13 protein-coding genes are annotated in these 17,522 nt (G+C 61.9%); 12 read left to right on the top strand and 1 reads right to left on the bottom strand.

Going from position 1 to position 17,522, the window contains the following annotated elements:
* From RCI06_RS03580 to RCI06_RS03525, 12 genes are all read left to right on the top strand, one after another.
* On the top strand, positions 1-1,059 hold a 1,059-nt coding region (locus tag RCI06_RS03580; RefSeq protein WP_306574321.1), incomplete at its 5' end, for a hypothetical protein.
* A 571-nt stretch (positions 1,060-1,630) separates the two neighbouring features.
* Positions 1,631-9,334: a hypothetical protein gene (locus RCI06_RS03575; protein WP_306574319.1), complete on the top strand. Its 7,704-nt coding sequence runs from the start codon at positions 1,631-1,633 to the stop codon at positions 9,332-9,334.
* Positions 9,335-9,358: 24 nt separating this feature from the next.
* Entirely contained in the window at positions 9,359-9,907 is a 549-nt protein-coding gene (locus tag RCI06_RS03570) for a hypothetical protein (protein WP_121587477.1), read from the top strand.
* An 89-nt stretch (positions 9,908-9,996) separates the two neighbouring features.
* On the top strand, positions 9,997-10,617 hold the full coding sequence (locus tag RCI06_RS03565) for a hypothetical protein (protein WP_306574316.1): 621 nt from the start codon (positions 9,997-9,999) through the stop codon (positions 10,615-10,617).
* A 114-nt stretch (positions 10,618-10,731) separates the two neighbouring features.
* On the top strand, positions 10,732-11,253 hold the full coding sequence (locus RCI06_RS03560; RefSeq protein ID WP_306574313.1) for a hypothetical protein: 522 nt from the start codon (positions 10,732-10,734) through the stop codon (positions 11,251-11,253).
* A gap of 17 nt (positions 11,254-11,270) precedes the next feature.
* Positions 11,271-11,978, top strand: coding sequence for an immunoglobulin domain-containing protein (locus RCI06_RS03555; RefSeq protein WP_306574311.1), 708 nt, complete (start codon positions 11,271-11,273; stop codon positions 11,976-11,978).
* Between the two features lie 189 nt (positions 11,979-12,167).
* Positions 12,168-13,370, top strand: a complete 1,203-nt coding sequence (locus RCI06_RS03550; protein WP_306574309.1) for an aldo/keto reductase — start codon at positions 12,168-12,170, stop codon at positions 13,368-13,370.
* A gap of 129 nt (positions 13,371-13,499) precedes the next feature.
* On the top strand, positions 13,500-13,973 hold the full coding sequence (locus RCI06_RS03545; protein ID WP_306574306.1) for a rhodanese-like domain-containing protein: 474 nt from the start codon (positions 13,500-13,502) through the stop codon (positions 13,971-13,973).
* 110 nt (positions 13,974-14,083) lie between these two features.
* Complete coding sequence (locus RCI06_RS03540; RefSeq protein WP_306574303.1) at positions 14,084-14,827, top strand: TlpA disulfide reductase family protein; 744 nt, start codon at positions 14,084-14,086, stop codon at positions 14,825-14,827.
* Positions 14,824-15,123: a hypothetical protein gene (locus RCI06_RS03535; protein ID WP_101552013.1), complete on the top strand. Its 300-nt coding sequence runs from the start codon at positions 14,824-14,826 to the stop codon at positions 15,121-15,123. The genes RCI06_RS03540 and RCI06_RS03535 overlap by 4 nt, the downstream gene beginning before the upstream one ends.
* A 59-nt stretch (positions 15,124-15,182) precedes the next feature.
* Positions 15,183-15,605, top strand: a complete 423-nt coding sequence (locus RCI06_RS03530) for an Rrf2 family transcriptional regulator (RefSeq protein ID WP_101552011.1) — start codon at positions 15,183-15,185, stop codon at positions 15,603-15,605.
* Positions 15,606-15,621: 16 nt separating this feature from the next.
* A complete protein-coding gene (locus RCI06_RS03525) occupies positions 15,622-16,986 on the top strand; it encodes an FAD-dependent oxidoreductase (RefSeq protein ID WP_306574299.1) in 1,365 nt (454 codons plus the stop codon).
* Positions 16,987-17,089: 103 nt separating this feature from the next.
* Here RCI06_RS03525 and RCI06_RS03520 read toward each other — a convergent pair whose 3' ends face one another.
* Positions 17,090-17,497, bottom strand: a complete 408-nt coding sequence (locus tag RCI06_RS03520; protein ID WP_306574297.1) for a helix-turn-helix domain-containing protein — start codon at positions 17,495-17,497, stop codon at positions 17,090-17,092.
* Between the last annotated feature and the right edge of the window lie 25 nt (positions 17,498-17,522).

Below are 17,522 nucleotides of genomic sequence, written 5' to 3'. Positions count from 1 at the left end.
GTGACGGAGGCGAGCACCGCCGTGCCCGCGAGCGCGGACGGGGTGTACACCGTCAGGGCGTTCCGCGGCGAAAACCTGCTGCGCGCGGCGGCCTTTTCCGCCCCGGCGGCGACTGCGGCAGAGAGCAGCCTTGAGACCGTTTACTGGAACCCCGACCCGGCGTTCCAGGACGTGGATCAAACAATCCCCGGAGGAAACGACGACGCGGCCGGGAACAGTGCGCTGGCGTCGGTAAAGACGCTGGAACAGGCGCTGTGGCTTGTTAAAGAGGGCGGAACGATTGTCTGCATGAGCATGTGCAGCGATACCTATCATAAGGAAGGCAATGCTCCGACCTTCATCTTCGACGGAAAAAATGCGACGGTCAAACGCTGGAACAAGTATCCTTCCGGCCCGTACTTTTACATTGACAAGGGAGTCAATCTGTCGCTTACAAATCTGACGCTGTCCAACACGACAGAGAGCGGCGGCTCCGCTGCGGATTCCGTCGTGACGCTCGCGGACGGCACGCTGACCGCCGGCGCCGGGCTCTCGATGGACGGACCGGTCTATTTCGAGCAGCGCCCCACCGCCCCCGGAATCATCTTTACACAGGAACCCACCGCCCCCTATACGATCAAATTCGCCCCAAACGTCGATCCGTTTACCAGCGCGTTTGACGCGGCTTCCGCTCCGGAGACGATCACGGCGGACAATCTGGGAGGATACCTGGCGCTGGACGGCAGCGTCAATGAGGCCAAGGACCCGCAGTGGGCGCTGCGCGTCAAGCCCGGAACGGGCAACGAACGGATCATGCAGGCCTACCCGATCGTCACCTACACGGCGATCTACCTCTCGGGGACAGGCGACGACAACAACGACGGTGCGACGGCAAATACGCCGGTCGCGACCTTTGCGCGCGCAAAAGAGCTGCTGCTCACGGAATTAAAGGGCAACGGGGTCATCTATATCTGCGGGAGCACGGTCAAAATTACCGGTAAAGAGGATTGGTCTCTCCGGGAAGCAGATGGTTTTTCAAAGGCCGTGGTCGAACAGTACTCTGATTTTTCGGATGTGTAGCGTATCGAGCGGTGGCGCGCTTACCCTTTCAGACATCACGATTAACGGCGGTAAGATCGTTCAGGTGGAGACACAGCCGACCAGAAATACTGCCGCACTCACCATAAATGCTGGGACAATTCTTCATGTAAATATCAGCACCGGGAACGCGGTTGCCCTTCTCGGCGGGAAATCGGTGATGGATGGCGGCACCATCCGGGGCGGAAGTAAAGGCGTTAACTTGGAGAAAGGCGCGGCCTTTGAGATGTCCGGCGGGGAGTTTGAATATTGTGATTATGCGATATATAATGCTGGCGTTGTGTCCATATCCGGAACGGCAACATTCCCTACATCCACTCCCAATTCTACCGGTGTTTATATAAACGGAGGGACGCTGACCCTCCAAGATGCGACTATTTTTGGGACGTCGTGCGGTGTCCGGCTTTCCACTTACGGAAATTTTGAAATGAATAGCGGAACCGTCATAAGCAACTGGGATGCGGTTAGGGTTGTCGAGGACACCTCAAGATTTACTCTGAATGATGGGACGGTTTCTGCGGGTACTTCGGGTAAAACGGCAGTGGTGATCACAATGGGTACCTTCAATATGAACGGCGGCACGGTCATCGGTGGGAGCTCCTGTGGCGTCGGCTACAATTTAGCGGGGACTTCTTCCACAGGAGGGGCGTTCAATTTGAACGGTGGCACGGTTTCTGCGAAAGATCCGGAGACGGGAACCGCGATCAATGTCTATTCGCCCGATTTCACGCTCAACGGCGCTGCGGCGACGGTAAACGGGCGGATCAACCTGCCGTCCTCGTCCTATGCAATCAATCTGTCGGGCGCGCCCACAGATAGCAAGACGTTTGATGTAACCGTCAGCTCGAGCCACGCCTCCGGCGTCAGCGTGGTGACTCCCACCGGCTCGCTCATGGATGCGTCGGGCTATGAAAAGAACTTTGTCCTGAAAAACAACACCGATAAATTTACGATCGGCGGCTATAAAAACGACCTGATTCTGCTTGAAATCGGAATATATCTTGACGGCGTAAATGGGAACGACGGCAACACCGGCCGCTCTCCCGCGCAGGCGGTCAAGACCTTTGCCGAGGCGAAAGCGAAGCTCCTGACGCTTGCGCAAGAGCAAAAAGAAAATACAAGCTTTGTCCCGCATATCTTCCTCTGCGGCGAGGTGACGGTGAACTCGAACGAGGGAACCTGGGACTTGAGCGAAGTCAACGCGGTCAAGTCCGGCTGGACGGCCGACATCCGCCGGTTCACCAATAAGAACTTCAAGCCGGTCTATCTTGTTCAGATATCGGGCGGCAGTGTGACGCTCTCCAACATCGTCGTGGACGGTCTGCAAAATACGTCCACCGGCCGGCAACCCACAATGGATCTGTTTCGGGTGACGGGTGGGAGCCTGACGCTTGGGGAGAACGCGACCCTTCAGGGCGCTTATCTCAGCGCGGTGCGGGTATCGGGCGGGTCGCTCACGATGGGAAATGGCGCGCTTGTCACGGGGAATGGGAGGACAAATAGCACCAGCGGCACGGCGGCCGTCGTGGTTGGCGCGAGCGGCACGTTTACGATGAACGGTGGGCAGATCACCAATAACGAGGCATATAACGCGGTGGTCCTTTCCGGGAGCGGCGCGCGCTTCGAGTTGCATGGCGGCGAAATCAGCAACGGATCGTCCAATGCGATTTATACAAGCGGCGTGCGTCTCAGCGCGGCAAACGCGGTATTCGACATGGACGGCGGCACGATCTCCGGCTTTAAAAATACCCGCAACTATGGCGGCGGCGTGTGGCTCAGTTCTGGCGCGGTGTTCGATATGTCCGGAGGCACAATCACCGGGAACAGCTCAGGTTCCAGCTCCAACGGTTATGGCGGCGGCGGTGTCTATGTGTCGTCAGGTGCGACCTTCAAACTTTCGGAAGAAGGAATCATTCGCGGGAATACGGCTCCATACGGAACGGGCGGCGGCGTGTATATCGCTTCCGGCGCGAACTTTTCCATGACCGGCGGGCATCTCCGCGGAAATACGGCGAAGGATTCCGGGTCGAACAATATTTATTCCGTCAATGCTGCAAAATTTGAAATTGGCGGCGAGATTGACGTCAACGACGGCGTGATGTTATGGGACGACGGCACCACGAGCCACAATGTAACCCCAATTACACTGACAGCTGCATTGTCCCAGCGCACGCCGCCAACAGGACTTGCCGCGGTCAGCGCCATTGAGCTAACGATTTCCGAATACTATCTTGGGGAAATTGTTGTAAACGGCAAAGATCAAGGCCTCCCCGCGGCCCAGTATCTGAACGAGGGGGGCATTCAATTCATACTGGCGGCCGCGCCGGCAAAGACGATGCGCCTCATGGCGGATCCGGCGGACGGGTCGTCTCCGTCGGACATTGTCGCGGCGGGCTGGAACGTCTATATTTCCGGGACCGGCAGCGACGGGGACGGCTATGGCTGGAGCCCAAAGAAGCCGGCGAAGACCTTTGCGCACGCGAAGGAGCTCTTGCAGACCATTGCCGATATCCCCGAAGGCGGAGAGGCCAATATCCTCGTCTGCGGGACGGTGAACGTGACGACAAGTGAAAATAACGGGATTTGGGCCATGACGACGGACAGCGGAAGTCCGATCATGGTTGGCGGCCGCACGCCCGTTTTGCGCCGGATGCGCGGCTTTACGGGTACCATGGTCGGCATGACGGGCGGCACGCTGACGCTGCAAAATATCACAATTGACGGCGATGCGGCGGCGGGCAGCGAAACCAGCTATCTCGTCAGCCAGTCGGGCGGCACGTTCACGATCGCGGACGGCGCACTGCTCCAAAACAATGGGACCTTCAGCGGCAGCGCGGGTGTCAACGTATCGGGCAGCGGCTCCCACTTCTCGATGACCGGCGGCGAGATTTCCAACAACTATTACGGGCTGAAGATTTCCACCGCGACGGATGTCGTCCAGTCTGGGGGAGGAATCACCAGCAACGCCAGCCATGGGGTGTATTTGGATAGCGGCGCTTTTACGCTGGAGGAGGAGAAGGACAGCACGGGTACAGTGATTTCGGAAGGACGTATTTCCGAGAATTCTAGTGGTGCCTCTAGTGGTGTCTATGTCTCTTCTGGAAGTTTTACGATGTCTGGCGGAACAATTAACGAAAATTATTCGGGTGTCTCTGTCTCCGGTTCCGGCAGCTTTAAAATGAGCGGAGGAACGGTCGACGGGAATAACGGCTACGGTGTTGGTTGTTCAGGATTTTTCCAGATGGATGGCGGAAAGATTAGCCGCAACAAGGGTGGAGTTTATGTAAGCTACGGTAATATTATAATGAATGACGGGGAGATCAGCGGAAACAACGCAGGTCATGGAGGCGGTGTCAGCATCGGCTATTCCGGAAATTTTACAATGAATGGTGGGAAAATCAGCGGGAACACATCACAGTATGGCGGCGGTATCTATGGCTATGCCGACTATTCCCGCCACGGCAGATTCACGATGAATGGTGGGGAGATCAGCGGTAACACGGGAACTGTCAGGGGCGGCGGCATCTATGCCAGTGATTATATCGAATTAATCATGACCGATGGGAAAATTCGTGGAAACATGGGAAGCGAAGGTGTCTATATCAATCGTGGCACTTTTACGATGAGCGGCGGAATGATTGATGAAAACACGAACAGCAATGGCGTTTATCTCAATATTGGCAGTTTTACAATGAGCGGCGGGACGATCAGTGGGAACACGGCGTCTAACGGAGCAGGTGTCTATCTTGAGGCCGGCACCTTTACGATGAGCGGCGGAACAATTAGCGGAAATACAGCGAAAAATAACGGCGGCGGACTTTACAACATCGGGGGAGCCGCCGTGATCACGGGCGGCGAGATCACCGGAAATACCGCTGGTCAAGGCGCAGGCTGCTATTGTTCTGGGAGCGCCACCACCACCTTCAAAGGCGGGCGGGTGTCCGGAAACATCCTTTCGAACGCGGCCGGCGTGGGCAGGGGCGTCTATGTCGCGTCCCCGAACTTCATCCTTGAGGGCGGCGGCGCGGATCTCGCGGACGGCGTCTACCTGAGCAGCAACGCGTACCCGATCAAGCTGTCCCGGACGATCCGGCAGGCGGGCCGCCGGTACAACGTGGAGCTGGCGACGCCGGCCGTGGCTTCCGCAAACGGCTTCAGGGTCGGCGACAGTGTGGTGATCCCCGAGGGTACGCTCGAGAGCGCGGCCCCAAACCTGCGCTACTTTGCGACCGATTACGAGGGCGCGGTGCTCGACCGCGGCACGGGAAACAAGGCCAAAAATATCGTCCTCAAAAAGATCATCTTTGTGGACGGCGTGAAGGGCAGCGATCAGAACGACGGCAGCACGCCCGATCTCGCATATAAGTCCTTCGCGGCGGCGAAAGCGGCGCTGGGCAGCGACCCGGGCAACATCTACATCTGCGGGAAGCTCACGGTTTCCGCAGACGAAAATTGGAGCCTTGGGGCGGACCAGTCCCTGCGGCGCTATTCGGGCTTTGCCGTGGCGGGCAAGTACAGCTATGCGCCCTATCGCGGCGACATGATCGAGGTGACGGGCGGCACGCTGACCCTTGGCGGGATTACGATCCTGGGCCGTCACGACGCGGATCAGGGCTTCACCGCGGACGGCTCGATCATCAAGGTGAACGGCGGAATCGTCACGATGGGCGCGGGCACGACGCTCGCAAACAACACGACGACCGGCAATGGCGGCGCGGTGAACATCGCCTCCGGCGCACTCTCGATGGAGGGCGGCATGATTGTCAACACGCAGGCGGCGAAGGGCGGCGCGATCTACCAGAACGGTCAAATAATTATTACTTATGTGGTGGAAAAGGTCGAAGGGGATATCTACCTGACAGGCCGGGGAAGTGAGGAAACCAGCCGGGTCATTACTGCATTTGTCTATGATGAGACAGGCCCGGAGCTTACGATCAATCTGGAAGATGCCTATAACGGTCGACCGGTAATAGTCGGTGCAGATGATCAGACCGATGAAATGAAGGCAAAGTACACCCTTGCGCCGGAAATCCTGATGCAGTATAAGCTTGAGCGCCGTGCGGATCGTCCTTATATCCTCGAATTGCAGGAAAAGGGCATCGTCTACATCGACGGAGTGGACGGAAGCGACGGTCGTGACGGCACGACTCCCGATACGGCGGTCCAGACGCTCAAGCGCGCCTATGAACTGCTTACGGAGCAGGGCGGCGTCATCTACGTCGTGGACAACGTCTCTGTCACAGGCAGCGTCACGCTGGCTGACCGGCAGTATACTGGCGGCGACGGGACGGTTGCGACCGGCGGGCCGGTGGTGATCCGGCGCTACTCCGTGCCGACGAATCCGCCCTCAACCGGTTTTACCAGCGAAAAGGCGAAGCGGAGCCATACCGGCATGCTCTTTACCGTGACCGACGGGGGATTCGTCGTCTCGGGCGTGACAATCGACGGCCACAGCGCGGCGCTCAACACCGGCAGCCCCAAAACCACGGCCCCGGCGGTGGAGGCGCAATCCCCGCTGATCGGAGTCACGGCGAGCGGCGTCCTGATCGTTAGGGAGGGCACGGAGCTCCAAAACAACAACAATATCAGCGAGTCCGTCTTTGGCGGCGCGGTCTTTAATGCCGGGAATTTCCAGATGACTGGCGGCGCAATCGCCAACACCGGGGCGGCCAAGGGTGCGGCGGTCTATCAAAACGGCAGCTTCCTTGTGAGCGGCGGCCCGTCGATCGCGGGAGAAATCTATCTGACGGTCGGCAAAATAATGGGCAAAACAGACAAGAAGATCATCGAGGTAATGGGTGACTTCGCGCCCGCGAACGCGCTGCTGGTCAACATGGACGGCGCGGAAAACGGCCGCAACGTGGTCAAGTATCCGGCTCCAATTGTGGACGCCGACGTCTCCAAACGGCTCGCGGATTACACCCTCGCGGACGAGATCGCCGCGCTCTACACGCTCGGCCGGAAGGTCGTAGATAACAGTATCCTCGAACTGCAGGCGAAAAACGCGGTCTACATCAACGGCGCAAGCGGCGGCGACGGCAAAGACGGCAATACGCCGGCAGCCGCCGTCAGGACGCTGAAAACCGCATTTGACAAGCTCGCAAGCCTGAAAGGCGGCACCCTCTATGTGGTGGAGACCGTCGATGTGAGCAGCGCGCGGATCGCCGCCGAGACTGGCGAAACCGGCGCGGTGACGACACACTACAGCGGCGAGGGCGGCAGCGCCGACGTCGCGGGCGCGGTGCTCGTCAAGCGCTATGCCCAACCGGACAACATCTCCGGTCTCACCGGATTTGGCGTGGCCGACAACCAAAACGCGCTCTTCAACGTGACCGGAAGCCTGACGCTCGACGGGATCACGTTGGACGGCCATGCAAAAGCCGTCACGAGCGGAAAACAGGAGGTCGTCGCGGACGGGGTAACGGCGAAAGCGCCTCTGATTGTCGTCGCGGCGGACGGACTGCTCACGACGGACAACGGCGCGCGCCTGCAAAATAACGCCAACAGCGGTGACGGCGGCGCTGTGGCCAACAGCGGCACCTTCCGGATGGACGGCGGCACGATCACCGGGAACCGTGCGGCAAACGGCGCGGGCGTCTGGCAGAACGGCACCTTCCGGCTCGGCGCGAACGCGCCCACGCTCGGCGCGGACCAGACGGTCTACCTGACGGCGGGCGCCGACAGAAAGACCGCGAAGGTCATCAACGTTGATTCCGCGCTCGAAAGCGGTGCGAAGATCTCTGTCGACATGGATAGAACCACACCGCCGGATGGCGTTTACGAAGCGGGCAGGGATGTGGCCGTGTTCGCGGAGGGAGCCGCGTCCTATAACGACGTGGCCAACGATGCGGCGCGCTTCTCCCTTGCGAAGGGAATCACGGAGGAGTTCGCACTGGTCAAATCCGCGACCGAGCAAAACACGCTCGAGCTGGGTCTGCCCTTCCACTTCACCACCACGCCGGACGACATGTTCGTGCGGGTGGGGAACAAGGTGACCTTTACGGCTGACGTCTCCACAAGCTCGGCTGCGGATGTCAAGCTGTACGATAAAAACGGAGTCGAAATGGAGGCCTCCTCCCGCGACGATATGCCGGAGGAGATGTCCTTCCGGGCGGTGGTGCGCTCGAACAACGAAAGCACCTCGACTGTGAGCTTCACCTTCCGGCCCGAGGCCGGAACCCGCGCGGGGAAATACTATCTGACCGCGACCGACGCAAACGGCGTCACGGCGAAGAGCGAAGAGTTTGTCCTGTCGCTTTACGAAGCGAGCACTCTGACGGCGAAATCGACCGGTACTTCGGATAACACGCCGAACAGCGATACGGGCGCCCTCACGGTTTATAACGGCTACGGTGTGGAAAAAACGGTCACCTCCACCGGCGTGGGGCTCTCGGAGGGAATGGGAATTTTACTGGGCATGGACACGCCCACGATCGGGTTCGCGACGGAGCGGGAGATCGACGAGAACTTTAAGCTCTGGACGGCGGACGACGCGATGTACAAGTTCAACTTCAAGGTGGACGGTACGGAGCTGGCTCCCTCCACGGTGCTTTCCGGGATGCAGGTGCCCGCCAACGGGTCCGCCTCCTGGACGGTCACGCTGAAAAACGCCAACGCCCTCAACGCGGCCCAGACCAAAAAACTGCTGATCAAGGAGTGCAAAATCGGCGAAACGCCGCTGACCGGCTTGTCGTCCGGGGGGGCCTCCATGCTGGGGCTGGACGTCCCGACGGCTGCGAACATGGAGGTGCCTTTTGAGACGAAAACCGCCCGCCTCGACGTGACGGTGCCGCTTTCGATCACCGTCTGCGTGGCGAAGGACGGCACGCTCGCACAGCCGAGCGCGGACAGGATGTATGTGGAGAACCGCTCCGCGTTCCCGGTCAATACGCAGGTAAAACCGATGTTGACGCGGTTGGCCGCGGACAGTGGTGATGCGATGCGGCAGATCGACGCGCCGAAAATCGGGGAAGGGACCGACTACGATCTGGCGATCCGCCCGATTGACGTTTCTCCACAGACGGCTCCCATTGCATTTAAAACCGGCGATTCGAGCAGTGCGGAATCGAGGGGGCTGGTCATTGTGGTCTTCCAAGACTTCGCGGAGATCCCGTGGAACCAGAAGTGCACCTTCGATTTCCTCAGCAATCAGATGCCCAGCGGGCAGGGCGAAAACGGCAGACCTGCCAACTACAGCTACCAGATTACCTTTAAGGCGTCGATCGCCGGGGAGCCCCAAATGGGTGTGCTGCAATAAAAAGTGTGAAAGAGGTGATATCCCATGAATGAGGTACCGGAGCGGGGCGCGGCTGTGGCGGCCCCGCCGAAAAAATCCAGGCGCGGGCTGGCCGTGGGAATTGTGGCCGCGCTCGTGGTGATCGGCGCGGCGGCATGGTTCTTTTTTGGACGCGGCGGAAGCGGCATGGCGGATTTCTTCGACCCGAACGCCACGACGGGAATCCTCCCGGGCATGACGGAGGAGCAGATCATCGAGGAGCTCAACCGCATTGTCGAGGAGGGGATGTTCAACATCTCGATCAACACCCAGATCAGCTTCCCGAACGGGACGGCGGAGGGGCAGGCCTATATCGACAACATCTCCGCCAACCACTACAACATGACCGTGCAGATCGTGCTGGACGATACGGGCGAATCGGTATATCAATCCGGAGGCATCAGGCCGGGGCAGTACATCGAGAATATCACGCTGTCCAAGGCGCTGCCGAAGGGTTCCTATAAGGCGACTGCGATCTTTACGGCGCACGACCCGGAGGACCAGTCGGAAGTCGGGCAGGCGGCGGCGGAAGTGCTCCTGACGGTGGAGTCGTAAGCCGCGCGCAGCCTGTGGAAAAGGAGGTTATGACTTTACATACATTTCAACGTAACCCCACAAAACAAGAAAAACAGGAGGTCAAAACAATGAAAAAGGTATTAGCAACGATCCTGGCAGTGGCAATGATTCTCTCACTCGGCGTGACCGCGTTCGCGGCGCAGCGGGTGGACAGCGACGGTTCCCTTGGAACCAGCGTCGGCGAGCAGGCCGCGTTTACGGAAGACACGAACACCGGCGCGACCACCTTCAGCATCGTCGACAAGAGCGCGACGGTCCCGACTTATCAGGTGAGCGTTACCGTTCCGCTGACCGTCACCTTTGCGGTCGCCAAGGACGGCACGACGGCTGTTCCGTCCCAGACCGCGTACAAAATGCTGAACCACTCGTTCGACAAGAAGGTCACCGTCAAGAAGATTCAGGCAGAACAGGTTGGAAACACCTGGACCTTGGTCGCGGCCGGCAGCGAAGGGGCTGAGATCGCCAAGAAAGTCAGCATGAAGATCAACGGCATCGATCTGTCCACGACCACTTCGGGCTTGGAATCCGGTCTGGATGCTTGGACGATGGCGGCTCCTACCGATGCGCAGCGTGTCGAGGGTGTTGCGCTCGAACTCCCGATGGAGGCGAAGGCCGCTCCGCAAAACGGCGACGCCGAAACCACGACTGAGGCGTTCAAGGTTACCTACACGATCGCACTTTCCGAATAACCCTTAGGGCAGCTTTGCATTTTCCGGCACAGGGAACCCCTGTGCCGGGGAAAGCGCCGCGCGGCGCGGCGTTTTCCCCGGTACAGGCACGACAAAAGAACATAGGAGCGCGTTATGGAAGAAAAGACGAAAAAGAACGGCGGAGCCGTCAAATGGGTTTTTCCGGTTGTCATCCTCATCCTGGTCGGCGTGATCGCCTGGCTGCTGCTGCGCCCGCAGGAACAGCCGGCGGGCCTCACGCGGGCCGCCGACGCGCAGCTCGGCCAGCTCGAGGGCAAGACGGAGGAGCAGATCGTCGAGGAGCTCAACCGCATCGTTGAGGAGGGGATGTTCAACATCTCGATCAACACCCAGCCGGAGTTCCCGGACGGGAGCTCCCCCGGAAACCTCTGCATCGAGAACTCCCCCGCCAACCACTATCTGATGGTGGTGGAGATCACCCTCAACGACACGGGGGAGAAGGTGTACACCTCCGGCGCGCTGGAGCCGAACTACCACATTCAGGAGGCGAAGCTCGACCGGGCGCTTGCAAAGGGGACCTATCCGGCAACGGCGACCTTCTACGCCTATACCGCCGACACACAGGAGCTGGTGGGGACCGCGGGAGCGGAGATGCAGCTGATCATCCAGAACTGAGGAGGGGAGGGACCGCATTGAAAGGACTGGGAAGGGGAGCCGCCCTGCTCGCGGCCGCGGCGCTTGCCCTGACGGTTTCGCTGACGGCGCTGGCCGCCGGGGAGATCGGCGGGGAGGAGACGGACAGGGACCTCTCGGATATCGTGAGCGTGAGCGAAGAGGTGGATACGGCGACGCCGGAGCGCCCGTCCGCGAGCACGCAGTTCAAGGTGATGACGCTGCCGGGCCCGGAGGTATGGGGCGCGGATGTGAGCGTCTACGTCGGGGAGACGGCGGAATTGACGGTGAGCGCGAAGGACGGGGTGCTGCCCTACCGCTTCGCGTGGTATAAGGTGCTCGACGCGGACACCCTGTCGGAGGTGCTCTTCGAGGGGGAGAACTACGCGGGCAACGTCTACACGATCCCGAACGCGCAGAAAAGCGACGCGGGGGTCTACCGGATCGTGCTGACGGACAAATACGGAAGCTTGGCGGAATGCGACGTGGCGCTGGCGGTGCTGTCGAAGTCGCCGGGCGGAGGCGGCGGGGACGGCGGCTCGGACGAGGGTCCGGACATCCACATCGTGGCCCCGGCCGACCCGACGATCATCAGGGACCTGCCCGTCCCGCTGATGAAGCTGCCCAATACGGGCGACGGTTCCGCGCCGGCACTCGCGCTCGCGCTGCTGGGGCTTTCGGCCGCGGCCATAGCGTCAGCCGTTTCCATCCGCAGGAAGCCGGATTAAACATTGTTGCGGAAAGGGGCGCCCCATGCGGGGCGCCCCTTTCCGCCCGCGCGGCGGGGAAGGATTGTATCCGCGGCCCCGGTGTGCTATACTTTCATGGACAGCTGTTTCCGGGATGCCGGGCGGGCTTTCGGGGCCGCCCGTTCATGCCGCTTACGGGAAAAATCACCTCAGGAAAGGGGCCGCCATATGGAGACACGCGCATACCGCGGAACGGACGACCGAGTCTCCCTGCTGGGCTTCGGGGCGATGCGCCTGCCGCGCGTTTCCCCCGACACGCAGGAGATCGACTTCGAGAGGGCGCGCGAGCTGATCGACTGCGCCTATACCCACGGGGTCAACTATTTCGACACCGCCTACCGCTACCACGACGGCGATTCCGAGCCGTTCCTCGGCCGGGCGCTGGCGGAATACCCGCGCGAGAGCTACCACCTCGCGAGCAAGATGCCGACCTGGCTCGTCCACAGCCTGGACGAGGGCAAGCGGATTTTCGCCGACCAGCTCGAACGGTGCCGCACCGATTATTTTGACTTCTACCTCTGCCATTCGGTGGGGAAATCGGTTCAGGAATTTACCGACGTCTACGAGAAGACCGGCCTGCTCGACCACCTGCGGGCGCAGAAGGCGGCGGGGGTCATCCGCCGCCTCGGATTCTCCTTCCACGGGACGCCGGAGGTTTTGCGGGAGCTCATCGCGCGCGGCGGATGGGACTTCGTGCAGATCCAGCTCAACTACCTCGACTGGGAGCTGCTCGACGCCGCGCAGCAGTACCGCATCCTCGAGGAAAACGGCCTGCCCTGCATCGTTATGGAGCCGGTGCGGGGCGGCAACCTCGTCTCCCTCTGCCCGGAGGCGGTGGAGATCCTCCGCGCGGCGCGCCCCGGCGCGAGCACCGCGTCGTGGGCCATCCGCTTCGCCGCGTCGCTGCCCAATGTGCTGACCGTCCTGAGCGGCATGTCGACCCTTGAGCAGGTGCGGGACAACGTCGAAACGATGTCCCCCTTCGAGCCCCTCTCCGACTCCGAGCGGGAGACGCTCGACCGGGCGCGGCGGGCCTACTTCGCCCTCGGGACCATCCCCTGCACCGGCTGCCGTTACTGCATGGACTGCCCGTCGGGCGTCGACATCCCCGGCGTCTTCGCGGCTTACAACCGCTGCGCCGCCGAGGTTGGGCTCGACCCTTCGGACGGCAGGGCGCTGCGGGAGAACGCGAAGGCAATCCGCGCGATTTACGACGCGCTGCCGGAGGAGCGGCGCGCCGGCCGCTGCGTCGGCTGCGGCAGGTGCGTCTCCCACTGCCCGCAGGGGATCGCCATCCCGCAGAGGCTGGGGGAGATCGCCGCGCTCATGAAGATTCTTGAAGCACCCCCCCCGGGCGCGGGCGGCCGTTGACCGCCCGCGCCCGGTCCGCGTTTCCGGGAAAATATTTTTTCCGCGGGGGTTGACAAGACTATCTGTAACAGATATAATTACAGTAAAAACTGATACAACAAAATTTACAGTTAGGAACGGAGGAACCTTATGAAGGCGAAGCACATCATGGCCCTGCTGGGCGCGGCACTCATGGCGGCGGCGCTCACGGCGTGCGCGCGGGAGAGCGGGGAGGTCCCGTCCGCCCCGCAGGCACCGGCCTCCGCAACGGACGCCGGGGAGAGCGCGGACGGCGCGGCCCCGGCGGCGGAATACCACAAGATCACCGCTGAGGAGGCCAAGGAGCGGCTCGACGCCAATCCCGACGCGGTCATCGTCGACGTCCGCACGCCGGAGGAGCACGCGGCGGAGCGGATCGAAGGCTCGATCAACGTCCCGAATGAGTCGATCGGAGACGAGCAGCCCGCGCTGCTGCCCGACCTCGACGCGGAGATCCTCGTCCACTGCCGCACGGGGGTGCGCAGTCGGCAGGCTGCCGAAAAGCTGGTCGCGCTCGGCTATACCAACGTCTATGACTTCGGGGGAATCGTGGATTGGCCGTACGGCACGGTGACCGGCGAATGACCCGGGGCGAACGGCTGCAAATCCTGCTGGCCGCGGCGGCGCTTCTGCTCCTGCTGGCGCTCTTTTTTCAGGGCCGGGCGGCAAGCTGTATCATATAAGGAGGAACCGATGTGAAGAACCCACTGATGACCCTGCTCGGCGCGGCGGCGATGGCCGCGCTGCTCGCCGCCTGCGCGGCTCCCGCTCCGGAGGCTCCCGCCCTCCCGGAGCCGTCCGGTCCCGTGCGGAGCACGGAACAGGCCGAGGCGGCCTCCGCGCCGCGGGAGACCTCCTCCGAGGACCCCGCGCTCCAGCCGCCGGGCGGGGAGCTGCCGGTGAAGGCGATCCCCGGCTGCCGCGCCGACCTGCCCTACCCGCTCAAGATGTCGGGGGAGAGCCTGGCCACCGACTTCACCCACTGGGCGGCGAAGGACCTCGACGGCAACGTCGTCACCGAGGAGGTGCTGGCGGGCAGCCGTCTCACGCTCGTGAGCGTGTGGAGCACCTTCTGCGACTCCTGCGTGGCGGATATGGCCGCGCTCCAGCAGCTCTACACGGAATATGACCGCGCGGACCTGAACATTATCGGGATCGCCGCGAGCGCGCAGGCGGAGGACGGCTCGATCAGCGAAGGAGAGGTCGAGATCATCCAGCAGATCCAGGAGATGACGGGCGCGGAGTTTTTGCAGCTGCTGCCCTCCGACGACCTGATCGCGATCAAGCTGAAGGACCTCGGCACCGTGCCCGAGAGCTTCCTGCTCGACAGCGCGGGCAACGTCGTCGGCGGATCGCTCTACGGCGGGCGCACGGCGGAGGAGTTCCGCCGGATGGTCGACGACGGCCTGCGGACGCTTTCGGAGGAGGCGGACGCATGACCCACTTCGTCCTGAGCACCCTGCTCTCCTTCGCGGGCGTGGCGGCGGCCCTCGCGGTCCTGCTCGCCGCGGGCGCGCTGGTGAAGCTGGGCGGCAACCGCGCGCCGCCCCTTCTCTGCATGGCCGTCTCCGCAGCCTACGGCGCCTCCCAGCTTGCCGTCCTCGCCCGCCAGCAGAGCGGGCTGGCCTGCGCGCTCGCCCCCGGAAGGACCGTGCTTTTGCACGGCGCGCTTCTGGCGGTGCATCTCGTCCTGCTGGGAGGGCTTCTGCGGCGGCTGCGGCAGATTGCCTCTTGATTCCGCTAACTGTATGATGTACAATTACAGTTAGTGGATGCAATAAGGAGGAAACACAGATGACAAGTGAATTCGCCATCGCGGTGCACGCGCTGGTCTATCTCAACCACAAGGGGGAAACCGTCTCGAGCGAGGCGCTCGCCGAAAACATCTGCACCAACCCGGCGCGGGTGCGCAAGGTGATGGCCAAGCTGAAGAAGGCGGGCCTCGTCGCCACCAAGGAGGGGGTCGACGGGGGATACCATTTCATCAAGGCTCCCGCGGAGGTCACCCTCCGCCGCATCGACGAGGCGGTCGACGTCCGGCTGGTATCCGCCTGCTGGAAGCCGGGCGACCGGGAGAAGGCCTGCCTGGTGGCCTCCGGCATGGGGGACATCATGGACGACATCTATTCCGACCTCGACGAGCTCTGCCGCCGCAGGCTGGGGGAGATCACCATCGCGGACATCGACCGGAAGATATTCGGACCACACACGAGCTGAGAAAGAAGGCATTTTTGTGAAGCAGTATGACGCAATCGTAATCGGTTTCGGCAAGGGGGGCAAAACCCTCGCGGGCAAACTCGGCGCGAGCGGAAAAACCGTCGCAATGATCGAAAAATCCGACAGGATGTATGGGGGCACCTGCATCAACGTGGGGTGCATCCCCTCCAAATCGCTGGTGCGCAGTTCGGGCATCTCCCACGGGCACCGAAACGCGGACTTTGAGAAGAAGCAGGCGTTCTACGCCGCCGCCATCGAGGAGAAACGCCGCCTGACCGCCATGCTGCGCAAAAAGAACTTTGACAAGCTCGACGGCAACCCCAACGTCACCGTCTTCAACGGCATGGGCAGCTTCCTTTCGCCGACGCAGGTGCGGGTCGTGTCCGACCGGGGGGAGACGCTCGTCCTCGAGGGGAAGCAGATCTTCATCAACACCGGCTCCACCCCCGTCGTCCCGCCCATCGAGGGGCTCCGGGAGAACCCGTTCGTCTACCTGAGCGAGGGGCTCATGGACCTTGAAAAGCTCCCCCGCCGGCTGGCAATCATCGGCGGAGGCTACATCGGGCTCGAGTTCGCCTCGATCTACGCGGGCTTCGGCTCGCAGGTCACGGTGTTCGAGGGCGCGCCCGTGTTCCTGCCCCGCGAGGACGCGGATATCGCCGCCGAAATCAAAAAGGCGCTCGAAGCAAAGGGCGTTGCCTTCCAGATCGGCGCGGCGGTCAAAAAGGTCGCGGACGCGGGCGACCACGCGGAGGTTACCTTCGCGCGGGAGGGCGCGGAAGAGACGCTCGCGGCGGACGCGGTGCTCGTCGCGACCGGCCGCCGCCCCAACACCGACGGCCTCAACGCGGCCGAGGCGGGAGTCGAGCTGACTCCGCGCGGCGCGGTCAAGGTGGACGAAAAGCTGCGCACCACCGCCCCGAACATCTGGGCGATGGGGGACGTTGTGGGCGGCTTGCAGTTCACCTACGTCTCCCTCGACGATTTCCGGATCGTCTGGTCGCAGCTTTCGGGCGGCGATTATGACGCCGCCAGGCGTAAAAACGTCCCCTACAGCGTCTTCATCGACCCCTCCTTCTCCCGCGTCGGCCTCAACGAAAGGGAGGCGCGCGAGGCGGGCCGCAATGTGAAGGTCCTCACCCTGCCGGCCGCCGCCATCCCCAAGGCGCAGGTACTGAAGCACCCCGTCGGCCTGCTCAAGGCGGTCGTGGACGCGGACACCAACAAGATCCTGGGCGCGATGCTCTTCTGCGAGGAGAGCTACGAGATGATCAACATCGTCAAGCTCGCGATGGACCTCGACGCCGACTATACCGTGCTCGGCAGGCAAGTCTTCACCCACCCGACGATGAGCGAGGCGCTCAACGACCTCTTCACCTGATTTCTTTTGACCTCCTCATATCCCCAAAAAAGGGACGCAGCGGCTTGCCGCTGCGTCCCTTTTTATGGGATAAATGATAGAATATATTACCAACTGTATAACATTACTCCGACAGCTGCACGATCCCGATGCAGGTGACGCCGATGGACAGCAGGGTGGCCGCCGTCCGGCCGTCCAGCTTCCCGAGCACGGAAAGCACCAGTGTGGCGACGCCCATCGCGAGTCCGACCGCCCGGAGGACCGGCAGGGCCGTCCGGCGGAGCTCCCGCCCCGTGGGCGCGCCGCGGTTTTCAGCGGGAGCCTGCCCGCGGCAGCGCAGCAGCTCGTCGGTCGAGATCCCGAGGATGTCCGCGAGCGCGGGAAGGGTGCCGATGTCGGGGCAGGAGATTCCGCGCTCCCATTTGGACACCGCCTTGTCCGTCACATGCAGCAGGTCGGCGAGCTCCTTCTGCGTCATGTTTTTCGATTTCCGAACGCTGCTGATGAGGTCCCCCATATGGTTATAATCCATCCGCGCCCCTCCTTTGGTAATTGTG

The organism is Anaerotruncus massiliensis (ex Togo et al. 2026) (assembly GCF_030825285.1).
GTDB lineage: Bacteria > Bacillota > Clostridia > Oscillospirales > Ruminococcaceae > Anaerotruncus > Anaerotruncus massiliensis.
Note: the sequence above shows the minus strand (reverse complement) of the source record. Positions and strands in the feature narration are given on the sequence as shown.

Excerpts from the sequence above, each read along its gene's own strand:
- RCI06_RS03575 (WP_306574319.1), top strand. The coding sequence starts at position 1,631 with ATGGGTACCTTCAATATGAACGGCGGCACGGTCATCGGTGGGAGCTCC.
- RCI06_RS03535 (WP_101552013.1), top strand. The coding sequence starts at position 14,824 with ATGACCCACTTCGTCCTGAGCACCCTGCTCTCCTTCGCGGGCGTGGCG.
- RCI06_RS03520 (WP_306574297.1), bottom strand. The coding sequence starts at position 17,497 with ATGGATTATAACCATATGGGGGACCTCATCAGCAGCGTTCGGAAATCG.
- RCI06_RS03530 (WP_101552011.1), top strand. The coding sequence starts at position 15,183 with ATGACAAGTGAATTCGCCATCGCGGTGCACGCGCTGGTCTATCTCAAC.
- RCI06_RS03545 (WP_306574306.1), top strand. The coding sequence starts at position 13,500 with ATGAAGGCGAAGCACATCATGGCCCTGCTGGGCGCGGCACTCATGGCG.
- RCI06_RS03570 (WP_121587477.1), top strand. The coding sequence starts at position 9,359 with ATGAATGAGGTACCGGAGCGGGGCGCGGCTGTGGCGGCCCCGCCGAAA.
- RCI06_RS03565 (WP_306574316.1), top strand. The coding sequence starts at position 9,997 with ATGAAAAAGGTATTAGCAACGATCCTGGCAGTGGCAATGATTCTCTCA.
- RCI06_RS03550 (WP_306574309.1), top strand. The coding sequence starts at position 12,168 with ATGGAGACACGCGCATACCGCGGAACGGACGACCGAGTCTCCCTGCTG.
- RCI06_RS03560 (WP_306574313.1), top strand. The coding sequence starts at position 10,732 with ATGGAAGAAAAGACGAAAAAGAACGGCGGAGCCGTCAAATGGGTTTTT.